General features: G+C 60.1%; 13 protein-coding genes. 4 read left to right on the forward strand and 9 right to left on the reverse strand.

What is annotated here, in order from left to right:
* The first annotated feature begins 90 nt into the window (after positions 1 to 90).
* Both AC5SEM_RS09970 and AC5SEM_RS09975 read left to right on the forward strand, forming a co-directional pair.
* Complete coding sequence (locus AC5SEM_RS09970; protein ID WP_495472825.1) at positions 91 to 1,233, forward strand: glycerate kinase; 1,143 nt, start codon at positions 91 to 93, stop codon at positions 1,231 to 1,233.
* A 203-nt stretch (positions 1,234 to 1,436) separates the two neighbouring features.
* Entirely contained in the window at positions 1,437 to 3,002 is a 1,566-nt protein-coding gene (locus tag AC5SEM_RS09975; RefSeq protein WP_495472826.1) for a methyl-accepting chemotaxis protein, read from the forward strand.
* A 69-nt stretch (positions 3,003 to 3,071) separates the two neighbouring features.
* Here AC5SEM_RS09975 and AC5SEM_RS09980 read toward each other — a convergent pair whose 3' ends face one another.
* Entirely contained in the window at positions 3,072 to 3,803 is a 732-nt protein-coding gene (locus AC5SEM_RS09980) for a hypothetical protein (RefSeq protein ID WP_495472827.1), read from the reverse strand.
* Between the two features lie 231 nt (positions 3,804 to 4,034).
* On the opposite strand from AC5SEM_RS09980, the gene AC5SEM_RS09985 reads away from it, so the two are divergent.
* Complete coding sequence (locus AC5SEM_RS09985; RefSeq protein ID WP_495472828.1) at positions 4,035 to 5,222, forward strand: pyridoxal phosphate-dependent aminotransferase; 1,188 nt, start codon at positions 4,035 to 4,037, stop codon at positions 5,220 to 5,222.
* A gap of 127 nt (positions 5,223 to 5,349) precedes the next feature.
* On the opposite strand, the gene AC5SEM_RS09990 is transcribed toward AC5SEM_RS09985, so the two are convergent.
* The 8 genes from AC5SEM_RS09990 to AC5SEM_RS10025 all read right to left on the reverse strand — a co-directional run bounded on the left by AC5SEM_RS09990 (position 5,350) and on the right by AC5SEM_RS10025 (position 15,908).
* Positions 5,350 to 6,327, reverse strand: a complete 978-nt coding sequence (locus tag AC5SEM_RS09990; protein WP_495472829.1) for a 2-hydroxyacid dehydrogenase — start codon at positions 6,325 to 6,327, stop codon at positions 5,350 to 5,352.
* A gap of 13 nt (positions 6,328 to 6,340) precedes the next feature.
* Complete coding sequence (locus AC5SEM_RS09995; protein WP_371042750.1) at positions 6,341 to 7,639, reverse strand: MFS transporter; 1,299 nt, start codon at positions 7,637 to 7,639, stop codon at positions 6,341 to 6,343.
* A gap of 105 nt (positions 7,640 to 7,744) precedes the next feature.
* Positions 7,745 to 8,716 (reverse strand): sugar kinase, encoded by a 972-nt coding sequence (locus AC5SEM_RS10000; RefSeq protein ID WP_116028969.1) that lies wholly within the window; start codon positions 8,714 to 8,716, stop codon positions 7,745 to 7,747.
* Positions 8,709 to 9,491 (reverse strand): sugar phosphate isomerase/epimerase family protein, encoded by a 783-nt coding sequence (locus AC5SEM_RS10005; RefSeq protein ID WP_077573080.1) that lies wholly within the window; start codon positions 9,489 to 9,491, stop codon positions 8,709 to 8,711. Before AC5SEM_RS10005 ends, AC5SEM_RS10000 begins: the two co-directional genes overlap by 8 nt.
* A gap of 151 nt (positions 9,492 to 9,642) precedes the next feature.
* Entirely contained in the window at positions 9,643 to 10,671 is a 1,029-nt protein-coding gene (locus tag AC5SEM_RS10010) for a LacI family DNA-binding transcriptional regulator (protein ID WP_495472830.1), read from the reverse strand.
* Between the two features lie 141 nt (positions 10,672 to 10,812).
* On the reverse strand, positions 10,813 to 11,454 hold the full coding sequence (locus AC5SEM_RS10015) for a DUF1345 domain-containing protein (RefSeq protein ID WP_495472831.1): 642 nt from the start codon (positions 11,452 to 11,454) through the stop codon (positions 10,813 to 10,815).
* Positions 11,455 to 11,636: 182 nt separating this feature from the next.
* Positions 11,637 to 14,735 carry a multidrug efflux RND transporter permease subunit gene (locus tag AC5SEM_RS10020; RefSeq protein ID WP_495472832.1) on the reverse strand — a complete coding sequence of 1,033 codons (3,099 nt, stop codon included), beginning with the start codon at positions 14,733 to 14,735 and terminating at the stop codon, positions 11,637 to 11,639.
* A gap of 15 nt (positions 14,736 to 14,750) precedes the next feature.
* A complete protein-coding gene (locus tag AC5SEM_RS10025; RefSeq protein WP_495472833.1) occupies positions 14,751 to 15,908 on the reverse strand; it encodes an efflux RND transporter periplasmic adaptor subunit in 1,158 nt (385 codons plus the stop codon).
* Positions 15,909 to 16,174: 266 nt separating this feature from the next.
* Here AC5SEM_RS10025 and AC5SEM_RS10030 point away from each other — a divergent pair, with 266 nt between their 5' ends.
* Complete coding sequence (locus AC5SEM_RS10030; RefSeq protein ID WP_007912171.1) at positions 16,175 to 16,876, forward strand: response regulator; 702 nt, start codon at positions 16,175 to 16,177, stop codon at positions 16,874 to 16,876.
* Positions 16,877 to 16,880 lie beyond the last annotated feature (4 nt).

Below are 16,880 nucleotides of genomic sequence, written 5' to 3' on the forward strand. Positions count from 1 at the left end.
CAATAAACGCCCCCGCCACTTGTGCAGCGGACAGGCGTCAATACGCAGGCCGACTGGCAGCATGAAGGGCATTGCAACCGGAGAATTCCCATGAAGATCGTCATCGCCCCCGACTCGTTCAAGGACAGCCTGAGTGCCCAAGGCGTCGCCGAAGCCATTGCCCTCGGCCTCGCTCAGGTCTGGCCGCAGGCAACGATGGTCAAATGCCCGATGGCCGACGGCGGCGAAGGCACGGTCGAGTCGATCCTCGCCGCGTGCGAAGGCGAACTTCGCCGCACTCGTGTGCGTGGCCCGTTGGGCGCGTCGGTCGACGCGGCGTGGGGCTGGTTGCCACACAACCACACGGCAATCATCGAAATGGCCGAGGCCAGCGGCCTGCAATTGGTGCCGCTCAGCCAACGCGATGCCTGCATCAGCAGCACCTTCGGTACCGGTGAATTGATTCGCGCAGCGCTGGATGCCGGCGCGCAACGGGTCATTCTGGCGATTGGCGGCAGTGCGACCAACGATGGTGGCGCCGGAGCGATGCAGGCGTTGGGCGTGAAGTTGCTCGATGCGCAGCATCAATCGCTGGTGCCCGGCGGTCTGGCGTTGGCGCAACTGGCGCAGCTGGACCTGAGTGAACTCGACCCGCGTCTGGCGCAGGTGCGCTTCGATATCGCTGCTGATGTGAACAACCCGCTGTGCGGCCCGCACGGTGCCTCGGCGATTTTCGGTCCGCAAAAAGGCGCCTCGCCGGCGCAGGTGCAGCAACTCGATCAGGCGTTGGGGCACTTCGCCGAACTCTGCGCGCGAGCGTTGGGCAAAGACGTTCGTGACGAACCGGGCAGCGGCGCGGCGGGAGGTTTGGGGTTCGCGGCCAAGGCATTCCTTGGAGCACAATTTCAAGCCGGGGTTGAAGTGGTTGCCGAACTGGTCGGCCTCGCCGAAGCCGTTAAAGGCGCCGACCTGGTAATCACCGGGGAAGGGCGATTCGATGCCCAGACCTTGCGCGGCAAGACGCCGTTCGGCGTCGCGCGGATTGCCAAGCAACACGCGGTGCCGGTAATTGTCATCGCCGGCACCTTGGGTGAGGGTTACCAGGCACTCTACGATCACGGCATCGATGCGGCATTCGCCGTGACCAGCGGGCCGATGACGCTGGAGCAGGCCTGCGCCGAAGCACCACGTTTGTTGCGCGAACGCGCGACCGACATTGCCCGCGTCTGGCAGATGGCGAAACACAACGTGTGAAACAGGTCCACAGGGTGTTTCAATCTTGTAACACCCTGAAAAATAATTGCGCTTGACCCGCAATCTTCCTAAAGCCTGGCCGATACAGCTAACAGGCGCGCACATAACTTCCTAAAACAGTGACGCCGGACTGAGCCCGCCCCCCCCCGGTTCAGTGATCACGGCATGGACGCTGGTAGCTTCTATCATCCGAGAGCTCAACTATGTCCCTGCGTAACCTCAATATCGCGCCCCGTGCCTTCCTCGGTTTTGCCTTTATCGCCTTGCTGGTGATCGTGCTTGGCGTGTTCGCCGTCAATCGCATGACCACCATCCGTCAGGCCTCCATAGACATGGATACCAACCAACTGCCCAGCGTGACGTACCTTGGCGTGGTAACGGAAAACGTTCTGCGCCTGCGGATTCTGTCGTTCCGGATTCTGGTCAACCGCGACCCTGCGGGTCTGCAAGAGGCGCAAACACGCATTGGCGTGCTGGTGGACAAGGTACGCGGTGCTCAGGCGAGTTATGCCGCGCTGCCTGCAGAGGCCGATGAGCGTGCCTTGTATCAGGCTTTCGCGACGACGCTCGACAACTACTTGCAAGCGCAAAATCAGATGATGGACCTGTCGCGCCAGGACAAAGTCGATGAAATGCGCACTCTGATCAACACGCGAATCAAGGACGGCACCGATCAGATGGGCGAGCAGCTCAACAAACTCATTGCGATCAACGCGGCTGACGCGAAAGCCGCTTCCAGTCAGGCCGGCGAACATTACGACAGCGCGATTACCGGCATTATCATCGTGTCGGTATTTGCAGCGCTGGCCACTGTGTTGCTGGCCTGGTTGCTGACCCGCAGCATCGTCACGCCGCTGAACCGTGCCGTGCAGGCCGCGCAAACCATTGCTGACGGCAACCTCACCAAAGTCATCGAAGTCGATGGCAAGGATGAAGCGACGCAGTTGCTGCAGGCGCTCGCCACCATGCAAACCAACCTGCGCAAAACCATCGAGCAGATTGCCGGTTCCGCCACGCAACTGGGCGCTGCTGCCGAAGAACTCAGCGCGGTGACCGAAGAAGCCTCCCGTGGCTTGCAGCAGCAGAACAACGAAATCGAACAAGCAGCCACCGCCGTCAACGAAATGACCGCCGCTGTCGAAGAAGTCGCGCGCAACGCCGTGTCGACTTCCGAAGCCTCGAATCAGTCGACCCACGCTGCCCGCGAAGGTCGTGATCAAGTGGTGAAGACCGTCGACGCGATCCAGACCATGACCCACGACGTGCAGAACACCGCGCACATGATCGAAGGCCTCGCCGCGCAGGGCCGCGACATCGGCAAAGTGCTCGACGTGATCCGCGCCATCGCCGAACAGACCAACCTGCTGGCGCTCAACGCAGCGATCGAAGCCGCCCGCGCCGGTGAAGCCGGACGTGGTTTTGCCGTGGTCGCAGACGAAGTGCGCGCACTGGCCCATCGCACCGCGCAGTCGACTCAGGAAATCGAAAAAATGGTCGCCGGTATCCAGAACGGCACCGGCGAAGCGGTTTCGTCGATGCAGCAAAGCAACCAGCGCACCCAAACTACCCTGGAAATGGCCCGTGCGGCCGGCGTGGCGCTGGAGCAGATCACCCAGTCGATTCACCAGATCAACGAGCGCAACCTGGTCAACATCCGCGACCTGGCCACGCAATCGGCTGCCGGGGCCAACCAGACCAGCGCCGCAACCCACGAACTGTCACGTTTGGCAGTGGATTTGAATGCGATGGTGGCGCGTTTCGTGATTTGAAAAAAATGGAATTGTCTGAAGTGGGCTGAAACAGATTATTGCTTCAGCCCGTTTTGACAAATCGCTGTTTCAAGGAAGGTCTACATGAATATTCACGAAGGCTGAGAACGGACCGTAATTTCCTGCGCGATCCTTGATTCTGTAAAAAGCAAGTTTATTGCCGGAGCCATGCGCACGGATAATCTCGCCACTCAGTTTAATAACAGTAGTTGAGTTCGAGTCATGCACCGTTGTAATGATGACAGGATTATTCGTAAATGAGCCATAGTGAAATTCGATACTGTCGCAGGCTCGTTGCTGCAGATAGTGGGGAATGGTTACCAAAACTTCATCACCGTGTTCGTCTAGATACTTCTGTGTAATCCCGTCACTGATGACCTCTGGCGGAAACTGTACGATTTCTCCAGGATTGCCGTAGTTTGGAGCTGTTCTATCGATCGTAAAAGGCGTGCTCTCTGACGGCGCTGGATTCCCTGCTGTATTCACTATGTATGAAACCTCGTGTACGCCTTCCTGTTGCAGGTATTGCTCGAGGATATAGACTGAAAATGGAAAAAGCCCTGGATCAATAGGCGTCGTGAAAGAAACTTCTTCCACTCTGGTCCCGTTTAAAAGCAGCGTCAATTTTACGGGTACGCTAACTGGATGATCTGAATCCGCCCATTTCTGAATCACTATTTGCAGGGGTGCTGCCAACGCACTCAATGGCAACAAGTTAATTTGACTGCCAGGGAAGTTTACTAACGCGGCGGGGATTTCCGGTGGGGCCAGTTCGAGAATTTCTTTATTAAGATTTGTCATTGTTTAACGCTCCGTTGTTTCGATAAGAAAGACCTGCAAATGTTTTCACGGGTTAATTAGGCGGGCATTGTTGAAATTGGTCTACTGTCAACTCTGACAGGTAGGCATCCGACCGGAAATCGAGCACAGTACGAAGTTTTTCTTCAAATCCATCTTGCGGACAAAACGGCTGGCGCGTTTCGTGATTTGAGATACGGTGACGGCTGGAGACCGCGCAATCAGGAGACATACATGCGCTATTCAGCCTTGACCCAACGAATCGCCGGAGAAGGAGCCGCCGCCTGGCAGATTCACGACCGAGCGCTGGAGTTGCGCGCCGAGGGTGTCGATATCCTGCTGCTGAGCATCGGCGATCCGGATTTCGACACACCTCTGCCAATTGTCCACGGTGCGATTGACAGTTTGCTGGCGGGCGATACCCATTATTCCGAAGTGCGTGGCCGTTTGGCGCTGCGCACGCTGATTGCCGAACGCCATCGTCGGCGCAGCGGTCAAACAGTCGATGCTGACCATGTGATCGTCATGCCCGGCGCGCAATGCGCGGTGTATTCAGTGGCGCAATGCTTGCTGGATCCGGGCGATGAAGTGATTGTTGCCGAACCGATGTATGTCACCTACGAAGGCGTGTTTGGCGCTTGCGGCGCGACGGTGGTGCCGGTGCCGGTGCGCCCGGAAAACGGCTTTCGCGTCGACCCGCTCGATGTCGCTGCGCGCATTACGCCGAAAACCCGCGCCATGCTGTTGAACAGTCCGAACAATCCCAGCGGCGCGAGTCTGTCACTACTGATCTGGCAGGAACTGGCGGCGCTGTGTGTGCGGCATGACTTGTGGCTGATCAGCGACGAGGTCTACAGCGAGCTGCTGTACGAGGGGCAGCACGTCAGTCCGGCGAGTCTGCCGGGCATGGCTGAGCGCACGGCGACCATCAACAGCCTGTCGAAATCCCACGCCATGACCGGCTGGCGTATCGGCTGGATGATCGGGCCGAAATCGCTGGCCGAGCATTTGGTCAATCTGTCGTTGAGCATGTTGTTCGGCCTGCCGGACTTTGTGCAGAAGGCCGCAGAGATTGCGTTGCAGTCAGACCTGCCGGAAGTGACGCAGATGCGCGAGGAATATCGCCTGCGTCGGGATCTGGTCTGCGAGCGTTTGAATGGTTGTCCGGGGCTGTACCCGATTCGCCCCGACGGCGGCATGTTTGTGATGGTCGATGTGCGCCAAACCGGTTTGGGCGCTCAGGCGTTTGCCGAGCAGTTGCTGGAGGGCTATGGGGTTTCGGTCCTCGCCGGTGAGGCGTTCGGGCCGAGTGCGGCGGGGCATATCAGGATTGGTTTGGTGTTGGATCGGGTGAAACTGGCGGATGCTTGTGCACGGATTGCGTTGTGTGCGGCGCAGTTGTTACAGGCGCGCAGTGCCTGATGGTTTTTTGTTGCCTGTACCGGCCTCTTCGCGAGCAGGCTCGCTCCCACATTGGTTTTGTGAACACTGAAGATCCAGTGTGGGAGCGAGCCTGCTCGCGAAGGCGGCATTACAGCCACCGATTAACTCAGCCCTGCCAAGCCAATGGATTCACCAGATTCGCCGGTTTCTCCCCACTCAACGCCGTCAACAGATTCTCCACCGCACAGCGCGCCATCGCCTCACGCGTCTCATGCGTCGCCGAACCCATGTGTGGCGTCGCCACCACATTATTGAGCTGCAACAGCGGCGAGTCATGCTGCAACGGCTCACGCTCAAACACATCCAGTCCCGCCGCCCGAATCCGCTGATGACGCAGCGCATCGATCATCGCCGCCTCATCGACCACCTTGCCCCGCGAGATATTGATGAAGATGCTTTCCGGGCGCATCAGTGCAAACTGCTCGGTGCCGATCAAGCCTTCGGTCTGCGCCGTCAGCGGCAAGGTCAGGCAAATGAAATCGGCCTGCTTGAGCAAGTCTTCAAGGCTGCGATAGTGCGCATCGAAACGCGCCTCGACCGCCGGTTTGCGCGACTGGCTGTGATAGAGCACCGGCATGCCGAAACCGAAATGCCCACGCTGCGCCAACGCCTCGCCGATACGGCCCATGCCGATAATCCCCAGCGTCTTGCCATGCACGTCGGTGCCGAAATGTGCCGGGCCGATATTGCGGTTCCATTGGCCGCTGCGCACCATGTTCGCCAGTTCGACCACACGCCGCGCGGCGGCGAGGATCAGCGCGAAACCGGTGTCTGCGGTGGTTTCGGTGAGCACGTCCGGGGTGTTGCTCAGCAAGATCTTGCGCTGACTCAGGTAATCGATGTCGTAGTTATCGACACCGACTGAGACGCTGGCGATGGCTTCGAGTTGCGGCGCCAGATCGAGCAGCGCGGCATCGAGCTTCAGGCTGGCGCCGAGCAAGCCGTGGGCACGGGGCAGGGCATCGCGCAGTTGCATGAGGCCGTCGGCGTCGAGGCTATTGATCAGCGTCACTTCGCACTGTTCTTGCAGACGCGCCATCAGCGCGGGCGAAAGTTTCTTGTACAACACGACCTGTTTTTTCATGGCAAAAGTCTCTTCAGGAATGCGCCGGCACGGCAGGCGTGGCGACGGCTTTGGCAACGACGCGATCACTGGCGCCGGGCTTGAGAAAAATCGTCAGCACCACCGACAGCAGCAACGCGCCGCTCATCAGCAGATACGACGCGCCGGGCGAACCGGTGGAGCTGTTCAAATAACCGACCAGGTACGAGCCGCCGAACGAGCCGAGTGCGCCCATGCTGTTGATCAGCGCCATCGCGCCACCGGCAACGTTGGCCGGGAGAATTTCCGGGACGATGGCAAAAAACGGCCCGTAAGGCGCGTACATGCAGGCGCCGGCAATCACCAGCAGCGTGTACGACCACCAGAAATGTTCAGCGCCCAATGCGTAGGAGCCGTAAAACGCGATGGACGCGATCAGCAGCGGCGGCCAGACAAAGCGTTTGCGCTTCTGCAACTTGTCCGAACCCCACGACACCACGAGCATGCCGATCACCGCCGCTAGATACGGTAGCGCCGACAGCCAGCCAGCCTCGATCATGTCCATTTGCGCGCCGGCCTTGAGGATCGACGGCAACCACAGCACGAAGCCGTAAACGCCGATGCTCCAGCAGAAAAACTGCAGCGCGAGAATGATCACCTTCGGCGAACGGAACGCCTCGGCGTAGTTCTTCACCGCTTTGATGCCGACCTGTTCGGCGGCCAGTGCGCTTTCCAGATCCTGTTTCTCCTGGTCGCTGAGCCACTTGGCCTGCGCCGGACGATCATCAGCCAGACGCCACCAGATAAATGCCCACAACACCGCCGGCAAACCTTCGATGATGAACATCCAGCGCCAGCTGAAATGCTGCACCAGATACCCCGAAACCACCGACATCCACAGCATCGTCACCGGGTTGCCGAGGATCAGAAAGGTGTTGGCCCGCGAGCGTTCGGCACGGGTGAACCAGTGGCACAGATAGACCAGCATCGCCGGCATTACGGCCGCTTCAACCACGCCGAGCATGAAGCGAATGACGATCAGCCAATAGGCATTGGAGACCACGCCGGTCAACGTGGCGAGACCGCCCCAGAGAATCAGGCTGACGAAAATCAGTTTCTTCACGCTGTGCTTTTGCGCGTAGATCGCACCCGGTACCTGGAAGAAGAAGTAACCGAGGAAGAACAGCGCACCGAGCAGCGATGACAGGCCTGGGGTGATCATCAGGTCGGCGGCCATCCCGGAGGCGGCGGCGAAGCCGTAGTTGGCGCGATCGAGATACGCCAGGCTGTAGGTGATGAACACAATCGGCATGATGTACCACCAGCGGCGGGTGGCGAGGGTTACGGTTTTCATGGGTGTTGCTCCTGAGCTTGTTGTTTTTGTCGCAGCAGGTTCAATAAATCGGTTGTTTCTCAGGGCCTCATCGCGAGCAGGCTCACTCCTACAGGGGAACGCATTTCAAATGTAGGAGTGAGCCTGCTCGCGATTGGCGTCTTCGAATTCGGTAAATAGTTCAGCCCGGGTCGGAAGGCCCTCCATATCGCCGCGACTCTGCACCGCGCGACTGCCAATCCAGTTCGCGCGCTGCACCGCCTCGGCAAAACTCTGGTGCTCCAGCAGGGCACTGATCATCCCCACCGCGAAGCCATCACCGGCACCGACCGTATCGACGACATTGGCCACCGGCACGCCGGCGACAAAACCCTGATCCAGGTGCGTGCGGTAATAAGCGCCTTGCGGCCCAAGCTTGATCGCCACCGCCTCAGCGCCCTGATCGAGATAAAACGCGGCAATGTCGGCCGGGTCTTCGAAACCAGTGAGCAAACGACCTTCACTCAGCCCCGGCAACACCCAATGGGCAAGGCCGGCGAGGCGGTTGATCTCGCGGATCATTTCGTCTTCGCTGGCCCACAGGCTCGGGCGCAGATTGGGGTCAAACGACACGCTGCGCCCGGCGTTGCGCATGCGGGTCATGAGTTCGAAAGACATCTCCCGCGCCGAGGCGGACAACGCCGGAGGAATCCCAGTGGCGTGCAGATGCCGCGCGCTGAGCAGGCTGGCGTTGATTGACTGCGGCGACAGATGACTGGCCGCCGAACCGCGACGGAAATACTCGACCTGCGGGTCGCTGCCATCGTCATTGCGCGATTTGAACTGGAAACCGGTCGGGTGCTGTTTATCGACGTCGACGTGACTGCAATCCAGACCTTCCTTGATCAAGGTCTCGACCACAAAACGCCCGAGCGAATCATTGCCGACCCGGCTCAGCCACGCGACGTTGAAACCCAGACGCGACAGCCCGATCGCAACATTGCTATCGGCCCCCGCGATACGCTTGTGGAAGTGTTCGACCGAGGCCAGATCACCGGTCTGCTCGGCGACCAGCATCGCCATGGTTTCGCCGAACGAAAGAATATCGATCTCAGACATGAGCAGGCTCCAGGCGGGATTGGCCGAGGCGGGCGAGGGCGGCGACATGCTCGCTGGTCAGTTGCACCAGATCTTCGCCCTGCAACGGGTATTCGGCGGCGCGCATAACGCCTTGGGCCATGTGCCGCAACAGTTGTTCCCACAGATGCAAGTCACTGACCGCTGGCGGCACCGCCACCAGTTTGCCGTCGGCGCGACGGGCCACGGCTTTACAGTGGACATAACCGACATGCCGGCCAAGCAAGCGCGCGGCGCTGGCGGCGGACTGGTCCTGCCACTGCCAGTTGCCGATGTCGAAAGTCATTTTGATCGGCAGATTGTGCTGTTCAACCGCGGCGAAGAAACGCTGAAACGGTTCGATGCGCCCGCCATGCAAGGTCTGGTCGTTTTCCACCAGCAACTGCACCGGACTGTGCTGCAAGCGTTCGGCCAGGGCTTGCAGATCGTTGGTGTCGGTGAAATAGCCCAGCGACACTTTCAGCCATTTCGAACCAAAGGCTTCGGCCTGTTGCAGGGCGGTGATCAGTTCTGGATTGGGTTGTGCCTGACCGGCCAGCCACAGCTCGGTGGGTGAGGAATAGATGCTGAGCAGGCCCTGCGCCTGGGTGGCTTGAGCCAGTTGCGCAGGGTCTTCACGGGTCAGCAATTCTTCGCGCCATTCGATGCGATTGGCGCCGGCGGTGGCCAGCACATCGATGAAGGATCCTTGACCGCGCTGACGCACAAGCTCGGCGCCGTAGCTGGACAGACTGATGGAAACGGCGGGTTTGTTCATTGTTATTGACCTCTGAAACCGGTTTCATTTTTGTTCAAAAAAATATCAGGTGTTTCTGTGTTGTTCTCTCGGGCGCTATCGCGAGCAGGCTCACTCCTACAGGGGAACGCATTCCAAATGTAGGAGTGAGCCTGCTCGCGATAGCGTCAGCTCAAACAACGCTAATCCCCAAGGTCGACCCACGCTCAACCAGCACCGGCGCAAAATCCACCACCCGCGCCACCTCATCATCCCCACGCAAGCGCTTGAGCAAACACTCAAACGCCCGCGCGCCTATCTCTGCCGTCGGTTGAGCCAGCGCGGTAATCCCGCTGCCCACCAGCGGATACCAATCCAGATCATCCAGGGCGATCAGCCCGACGTCCTCGAACAATCGGCAACCCATTTGGCGTAACGCAGTCGTCGCAGCCAGCGCCGCTACTCCATTGGCGCAAAACAGCGCTTTCGGACCATTACCGGGTGTGTTTAAAAAGGTTTGAAGTTGCGTGTTCAGATCATCGCCGGTTTCCAGCACCGCCCCGGTCAGGTTCAAGCGCTGAGCAATCTGCGCCTGAAAACTGCTGACCCGCTCGATCCGCGAACTGGTGCCGTCATACGGTTCAGTCACCAACAGCAGATCCCGATAGCCACGTTGTTCAAGGTGCGCGAGGGCCATCTGCACCGCTTGCGGGTTGTGCAGCCCGACCATGTCGCTGTCCAGCCCGTCGACTTTGCGATCCACCAGCACCAGCGGCATCTCGCGACGCAGCTCATGCAGTTCATCACGATGATGGCCCAGCGTGTTCACGATCAACCCTTCGATGTTGTACGAGCGCAACAGCGCCAGGTGCTGGCGTTCCTGCTCGTCATCGCGGTCGGTGTTGCACACCACCAGGCTATAGCCGTGCGCACGGCAAGCGGTTTCCACCCCGTGCATCACGGCAATCGAATAAGGGTTACGGATATCGGCCACCAGCATGCCGATCAGGCGCGTGCGCCCGCGTTTCAGACCGCGAGCCATCTGGTTGGGGCGGTAGCCGAGTTCGCTGATGGCCTGTTCGATGCGCAAGGCAATGGCATCGGAGAGCAGGGCGCGATCATCGCCGATGAAGCGCGAGACGCTGGCTTTGGACACCCCGGCGCGTTCGGCGACATCAAGCATGGTCACGCGGCTGCGCTGGGCGGCGGAGAAGTCGTTCACGGTCTGAAACCTTGTTATTGGATTTATAGGTTCAATGTCTGCAAGCAGCGCTGAAACCGGTTTCAGGAAACACCAAAAACAAATCTTCCGTCAAGTGAATGATCACCAGCGATCTTTGTACCGCCGACGGGCGGGGTCGCGTCAGCCGAACAAACCCGCGGCGATATTGATCGAAAATCCCAGAATCGCGGTGTTGAACACGAATCCGATCAACGATTGCGCCAAGACGATTTTGCGGATATCGCGGGTGGCCACGCCGACATCGGCAGTCTGTACGGCCACGCCGATGGTGAAGGAGAAGTACAAGAAGTCCCAATAGTTGGGGGTCGTCAGCCCCTCGGCGAAGCGCAGCGCCGGTTCCTTGCCATCCCAGGTGTAATACAACCTGGCGTAGTGCACGCAGAAAATCACCCCGATCAGCAGCCACGAGCCGATCACCGTCAGCGCGGTGAAACCGTAGTGCAGCAGTTTGCGCGTGGTTTCCAGGTCCTTGCTACCGGCCAGTTCGAAAGTGATGGTCGCCAGACTCGCCAGTGCAGCGATGCACACCACGAACAGCACCAGCCCGGCATTTTCGTCTTCGACTTCAGCGATGCGTTTGACGTCCGGGGCCTTGGCGCGCACGGTCAGCCAGAACATCAGGATCAGATAAGTCCAGACACCAGCGTTCCAGCCAATGAGGATTTTGCTGACGATGGAATCGGCGGGGGCCAACAGACCAGTGGCGAGGCCGAACAGAGCGGCGGCAGACAGGCGAGGGTGGGTGCGGGCGAGGAAGCGCATGGGGACTCGATGGGCCAGGGTGGTTCAGACACCTTAGCCCAGCGATGGCAGGTGTGACCACAGCGCTGGATGTTTGCAGAATCCCTGTGGGAGCGAGCCTGCTCGCGAATGCTTCCGGTCAGTCAACATCAACGTTGAATGTACCGACGCTTTCGCGAGCAGGCTCGCTCCCACAGTTTGGGTCAGTGGTGTTTGGTAAATCGTTGTACGAGTTTGATGACGACCACGAAGAAGACAGGTACGAAAATCACCGCCAGCGTCGCTGTAATCATCCCGCCAATCACCCCGGTGCCGATCGCCTGCTGACTCGCCGAGCTGGCGCCAGTGGCAATGGCCAACGGCACCACGCCAAGAATGAATGCCAGCGAGGTCATTACAATCGGCCGCAGACGCAGGCGTGCTGCCTGCAACGTCGCATCGATCAGGTCGTGACCTTCGTCATACAGGCTCTTGGCGAACTCGATGATCAGGATCGCGTTCTTCGCCGACAGCCCGATGATGGTGATCAGGCCGACCTTGAAGAACACATCGTTGGGCATCCCGCGCAACGTCACGGCCAGCACTGCGCCGAGCACACCCAGTGGCACCACCAACAACACCGAGGTCGGAATCGACCAGCTTTCGTACAGTGCCGCCAGACACAGGAACACCACCAGCAGCGACAAACCGAGCAGGATCGGCGCTTGGTTGCCAGACAAGCGTTCCTGCAACGACAGCCCTGTCCATTCCTGACCCAGGCCTTTCGGCCCCTGCGCCACCAGACGTTCGATTTCCGCCATGGCCTCACCGGTACTGTGCCCCGGTGACGGTTCGCCGGATATCGCAATCGCCGGATAGCCGTTGTAACGGGTCAATTGCGCCGGGCCCTGAATCCAGTTGGCCTGCACGAACGCTGACAGTGGCACCATGTGCCCGGCGTTGTTGCGTACGTGCATTTTCAGCAGATCGGCGACCTGGCTGCGTTGATCACCTTCGGCCTGCACGACAACGCGCTGCATGCGCCCCTGATTGGGGAAATCGTTGATGTAGCTGGAACCGACGGCGGTGGACAGCACATTGCCGATGTCGGCAAACGAAACGCCCAAGGCGTTGGCCTGTTTACGGTCGACGATCAATTGCACTTGCGGCGCTTCGGCCAACGCGCTTTCACGCACGTTCATCAACACCGGACTTTTCTCGGCTGCCGCGAGCAGTTCGCTGCGTGCTTGCATCAAGGTCGCATGGCCAAGGCCGCCGCGATCCTGCAAGCGGAATTCGAAACCGCTGGACGTGCCGAGGCCATCCACGGGCGGAGGCAACACCGAGAACGCCATGGCGTCCTTGATCTCGCTCAGCGCGATGTTGGCGCGATCGGCAATCGAGCTGGCGGAATCATCACTGCCACGTTGCGACCAGTCCTTCAACGTTGAAAACGCCAACGCTGCGTTCTGGCCGCTGCCGGAGAAGCTGAAACCGAGAATCACCACACTGTCGCTGATCCCCGGCTCGCCGGCGTTATGCGCCTCAAGCTGTTCAGCCACTGCCACGGTACGATTCTTGGTCGCACCGGGCGGCAGTTGAATGTCAGTGATGGTGTAACCCTGATCTTCCACCGGCAAGAACGAGGAGGGCAGGCGCGCGAAGCACAGCCCCAACCCGACCAGCAGCACGACGTAGATCAGCAGATAACGGCCACTGCGTTTCAACGCATAGCCGACCCAGCCTTGATAACGATCGGTGAGGCGCTCGAAGCGGCGGTTGAACCAGCCGAAGAACCCGGACTTTTCATGATGCTCACCCTTGGCGATCGGCTTGAGCAGCGTCGCGCACAATGCCGGCGTCAGGGTCAGGGCAAGGAACGCCGAGAACAGAATCGACGTCGCCATCGACAGCGAGAACTGCTGGTAAATCACCCCGACCGAACCTTGCATGAACGCCATCGGAATAAATACCGCGACCAGCACCAGCGTGATGCCGATGATCGCGCCGGTGATCTGCGTCATCGCTTTGCGCGTGGCTTCCTTGGGCGACAGGCCCTCGGTGGCCATGATCCGTTCGACGTTCTCCACCACCACGATGGCGTCGTCCACCAGAATACCGATGGCCAGCACCATGCCGAACATGGTCAGCACGTTGATCGAGAAACCCAGCGCGAGCATGGTCGCGAAGGTGCCCATCAATGCCACCGGCACCACCAGTGTCGGGATCAGCGTGTAGCGCACGTTCTGCAGGAACAGGAACATCACCGCGAACACCAGCAGCATCGCTTCGCCCAAGGTGTACACGACTTTGGTGATCGAGACTTTGACGAACGGCGAAGTGTCGTACGGGATCTTGTATTCCACGCCTGCCGGGAAGTAGCGCGCCAGCTCATCCATCTTCGCCCGCACCAGCGTCGCGGTGTTCAGCGCGTTGGCCCCCGGCGACAGTTGAACGCCGACCGCAGTGGACGGCTTGCCGTTGAGACGCGTGCCGAACTGGTATTCCTGACTGCCGATTTCCACGCGTGCGACATCACCGATGCGCACGGTGGAGCCGTCGCGATTGGCCTTGAGCACGATGTCTGCGAACTCTTGCGGCGTCGACAACTGACCCTTCACCAGAATGGTCGCGGTGATTTCCTGGTTGGACGGATTGGGCAGGTCGCCGATGCTGCCGGCGGACACCTGGGCGTTCTGCGCCACAATGGCTTCATTGACGTCAGCCGGTGTCAGGTTGAACGCGATCAGCTTCTGCGGATCGATCCAGATGCGCATGGCCCGCTCGGCGCCATACAACTGCGCCTTGCCGACGCCATCCAGACGCTTGATCTCGTTCATCACGTTACGCGCCAGATAATCACTGAGCGCCACGTCATCGAGCTTGCCGTCACTGGACGTCAGGGTGATCAGCAACAGGAAACCGGACGAAACTTTTTCGACCTGCAAACCTTGCTGATTGACCGCTTGCGGCAAGCGCGACTCGACCACCTTGAGGCGGTTTTGCACGTCGACCTGCGCCAGTTCCGGGTTGGTGCCCGGCTGGAACGTGGCTTTGATCGTCGCGCTGCCGAGGCTGCTTTGCGATTCGAAGTACAGCAGGTGATCGGCGCCGTTGAGCTCTTCCTCGATCAGGCTGACCACGCTTTCATCGACGGTCTGCGCCGAGGCGCCCGGGTACACAGCGTAGATTTCGATCTGCGGCGGGGCGACATCGGGGTATTGCGCCACCGGCAACTGCGGGATGGCCAGCGCACCGGCCAACAGGATGAACAGCGCGACGACCCAGGCAAACACCGGGCGGTCGATAAAGAACTGCGGCATAGAAAAGCGTCCTGCTTACTGACCAGAGGTCTGGGCAAGTGGAAGAGGGGTGTCGTCGATCTGCACGGTTTCGCCGGGACGGGCGTGTTGCAGGCCTTCGATGACGATACGGTCGCCGGGCTTGAGGCCGCCGGTGACGATCCAGCGATTGTTCTGCACCGCGCCCAATTGCACCGGTTGCTCGGCGACACGCATTTGCTCGTCGACGGTCAGCACCTGAGCAATGCCGGCGCTGTCACGCTGTACGGCGCGTTGCGGCACGGTGATGCCGTTCTGGATGGTGGCCTGCTCCAGACGCACGCGAATGAAACTGCCCGGCAGCAAGTCGAGATCCGGGTTGGGGAATTCGCTGCGCAGGATGATCTGGCCAGTGCCCGGGTCGACAGTGATGTCGCTGAAGAGCAATTTGCCCGGCAGCGGATACAGGCTGCCGTCATCCTGAATCAGCGTGGCTTTGACCTGATCCTGGCCGACTTCCTGCAACTGCCCGGAGCGGAACGCGCGGCGCAATTCATTGAGTTCACGGGTCGACTGGGTGAGGTCGGCGTGGATCGGGTTGAGCTGCTGAATCAGTGCCAGCGGCGTAGTTTCGTTCTGCCCGACCAGTGCGCCTTCGGTGACCAGTGCACGACCGACACGGCCGGAAATCGGCGCGGTGACGGTGGCGTAACCGAGGTTCAGTTTTGCGCGTTCGACAGCAGCCTTGTTGGCCGCAACGTCAGCGGCGGTTTGCCGGGCATTGGCGCGGGCGTTGTCGTAGTCTTGGCCGCTAATGGCCTGGTCATCGATCAACTGGGCATAGCGCTGCTCTTGTAGTTTTGCCTGGAAGGCATTGGCCTCGGCCTTGCGCAGCGCGGCTTCGGCGCTGTCGAGGTCAGCCTTGAACGGCGCCGGGTCGATGCGGAACAACACGTCGCCCTTTTTCACGTCGCTGCCTTCACGGAAGGTGCGCTGCAAGACCACGCCGGCCACCCGTGCGCGTACTTCGGCGATGCGTGGCGCGGCGATGCGGCCGCTGAGTTCGCTGCTGATCGTCAGGGGGTGCGCTTCGATCGTCTCGATGCGCACCGTGGCCGGTGGCGTCTGATCCTCTGCCTTCGAGGACGAATCACAGGCGCTCAGCGTCAGCGCCATCGCGATCAGGCCGAGCCCGGCCAGCAGTTTTTTCGACATGTACAACCCCCAATATTGATGTCCGCATCCTACGGGCAGACGCCGAGATTAGCGGTGAAGCTTTGTAGGCGCTGTGTGAAATTGTGTAAGGGTTTTACTCAGGGACGGGCGGGGGCGTATATCCTTCAGGTCTTGAAATTTATTGCGACAGATAGATAGCTTTCGCGAGCAGGCTCGCTCCCACATGGGATCGCATTCCAAGTGTGGGAGCGAGCCTGCTCGCGAATGTGCCTTATCCGTCGCCACAGCACTTTCTGGATCACCCCATGCCCAACATCCTCCTGGTCGAAGACGACACCGCCCTCGCCGAACTGATTTCCAGCTACCTGGAGCGCAACGGTTATTCCGTCAGCGTGATCGGCCGTGGCGACCATGTGCGTGAACGGGCGCGGGTCAATCCGCCGGATCTGGTGATCCTCGACCTGATGCTGCCCGGCCTCGATGGCCTGCAAGTCTGCCGCTTATTGCGCGCCGATTCGGCGACGCTGCCAATCCTGATGCTCACCGCCCGCGATGACAGCCACGATCAAGTGCTGGGCCTGGAAATGGGCGCTGACGATTACGTCACCAAACCGTGCGAGCCACGGGTGTTGCTGGCGCGGGTGCGCACGCTGTTGCGCCGCAGCAGCCTCGGCGAACCGCTGACCGCCAATGACCGCATCCTCATGGGTAATCTGTGTATCGATCTGTCTGAACGCACCGTGACCTGGCGCGATCAACCGGTCGAGCTGTCCAGCGGCGAATACAACTTGCTGGTGGTGCTGGCCCGCCACGCCGGCGAAGTGTTGAGCCGCGACCAGATCCTGCAGCGTCTGCGCGGTATCGAATTCAACGGCACCGACCGCTCGGTGGACGTGGCAATCTCCAAGCTGCGCCGCAAGTTCGACGACCACGCCGGCGAGGCGCGCAAGATCAAGACCGTGTGGGGCAAGGGCTACTTGTTCAGCCGTTCCGAATGGGAATGCTGAGCTG

The organism is Pseudomonas sp. CH61 (assembly GCF_059429415.1).

Bases quoted from the DNA above. Each gene is read 5' to 3' on its own strand.
- AC5SEM_RS09995 (WP_371042750.1), bottom strand. From the start codon at position 7,639: ATGAAAACCGTAACCCTCGCCACCCGCCGCTGGTGGTACATCATGCCG.
- AC5SEM_RS09970 (WP_495472825.1), top strand. From the start codon at position 91: ATGAAGATCGTCATCGCCCCCGACTCGTTCAAGGACAGCCTGAGTGCC.
- AC5SEM_RS10005 (WP_077573080.1), bottom strand. From the start codon at position 9,491: ATGAACAAACCCGCCGTTTCCATCAGTCTGTCCAGCTACGGCGCCGAG.
- AC5SEM_RS10030 (WP_007912171.1), top strand. From the start codon at position 16,175: ATGCCCAACATCCTCCTGGTCGAAGACGACACCGCCCTCGCCGAACTG.
- AC5SEM_RS10020 (WP_495472832.1), bottom strand. From the start codon at position 14,735: ATGCCGCAGTTCTTTATCGACCGCCCGGTGTTTGCCTGGGTCGTCGCG.
- AC5SEM_RS10000 (WP_116028969.1), bottom strand. From the start codon at position 8,716: ATGTCTGAGATCGATATTCTTTCGTTCGGCGAAACCATGGCGATGCTG.
- AC5SEM_RS09975 (WP_495472826.1), top strand. From the start codon at position 1,437: ATGTCCCTGCGTAACCTCAATATCGCGCCCCGTGCCTTCCTCGGTTTT.
- AC5SEM_RS10025 (WP_495472833.1), bottom strand. From the start codon at position 15,908: ATGTCGAAAAAACTGCTGGCCGGGCTCGGCCTGATCGCGATGGCGCTG.
- AC5SEM_RS10015 (WP_495472831.1), bottom strand. From the start codon at position 11,454: ATGCGCTTCCTCGCCCGCACCCACCCTCGCCTGTCTGCCGCCGCTCTG.
- AC5SEM_RS09990 (WP_495472829.1), bottom strand. From the start codon at position 6,327: ATGAAAAAACAGGTCGTGTTGTACAAGAAACTTTCGCCCGCGCTGATG.
- AC5SEM_RS09980 (WP_495472827.1), bottom strand. From the start codon at position 3,803: ATGACAAATCTTAATAAAGAAATTCTCGAACTGGCCCCACCGGAAATC.
- AC5SEM_RS09985 (WP_495472828.1), top strand. From the start codon at position 4,035: ATGCGCTATTCAGCCTTGACCCAACGAATCGCCGGAGAAGGAGCCGCC.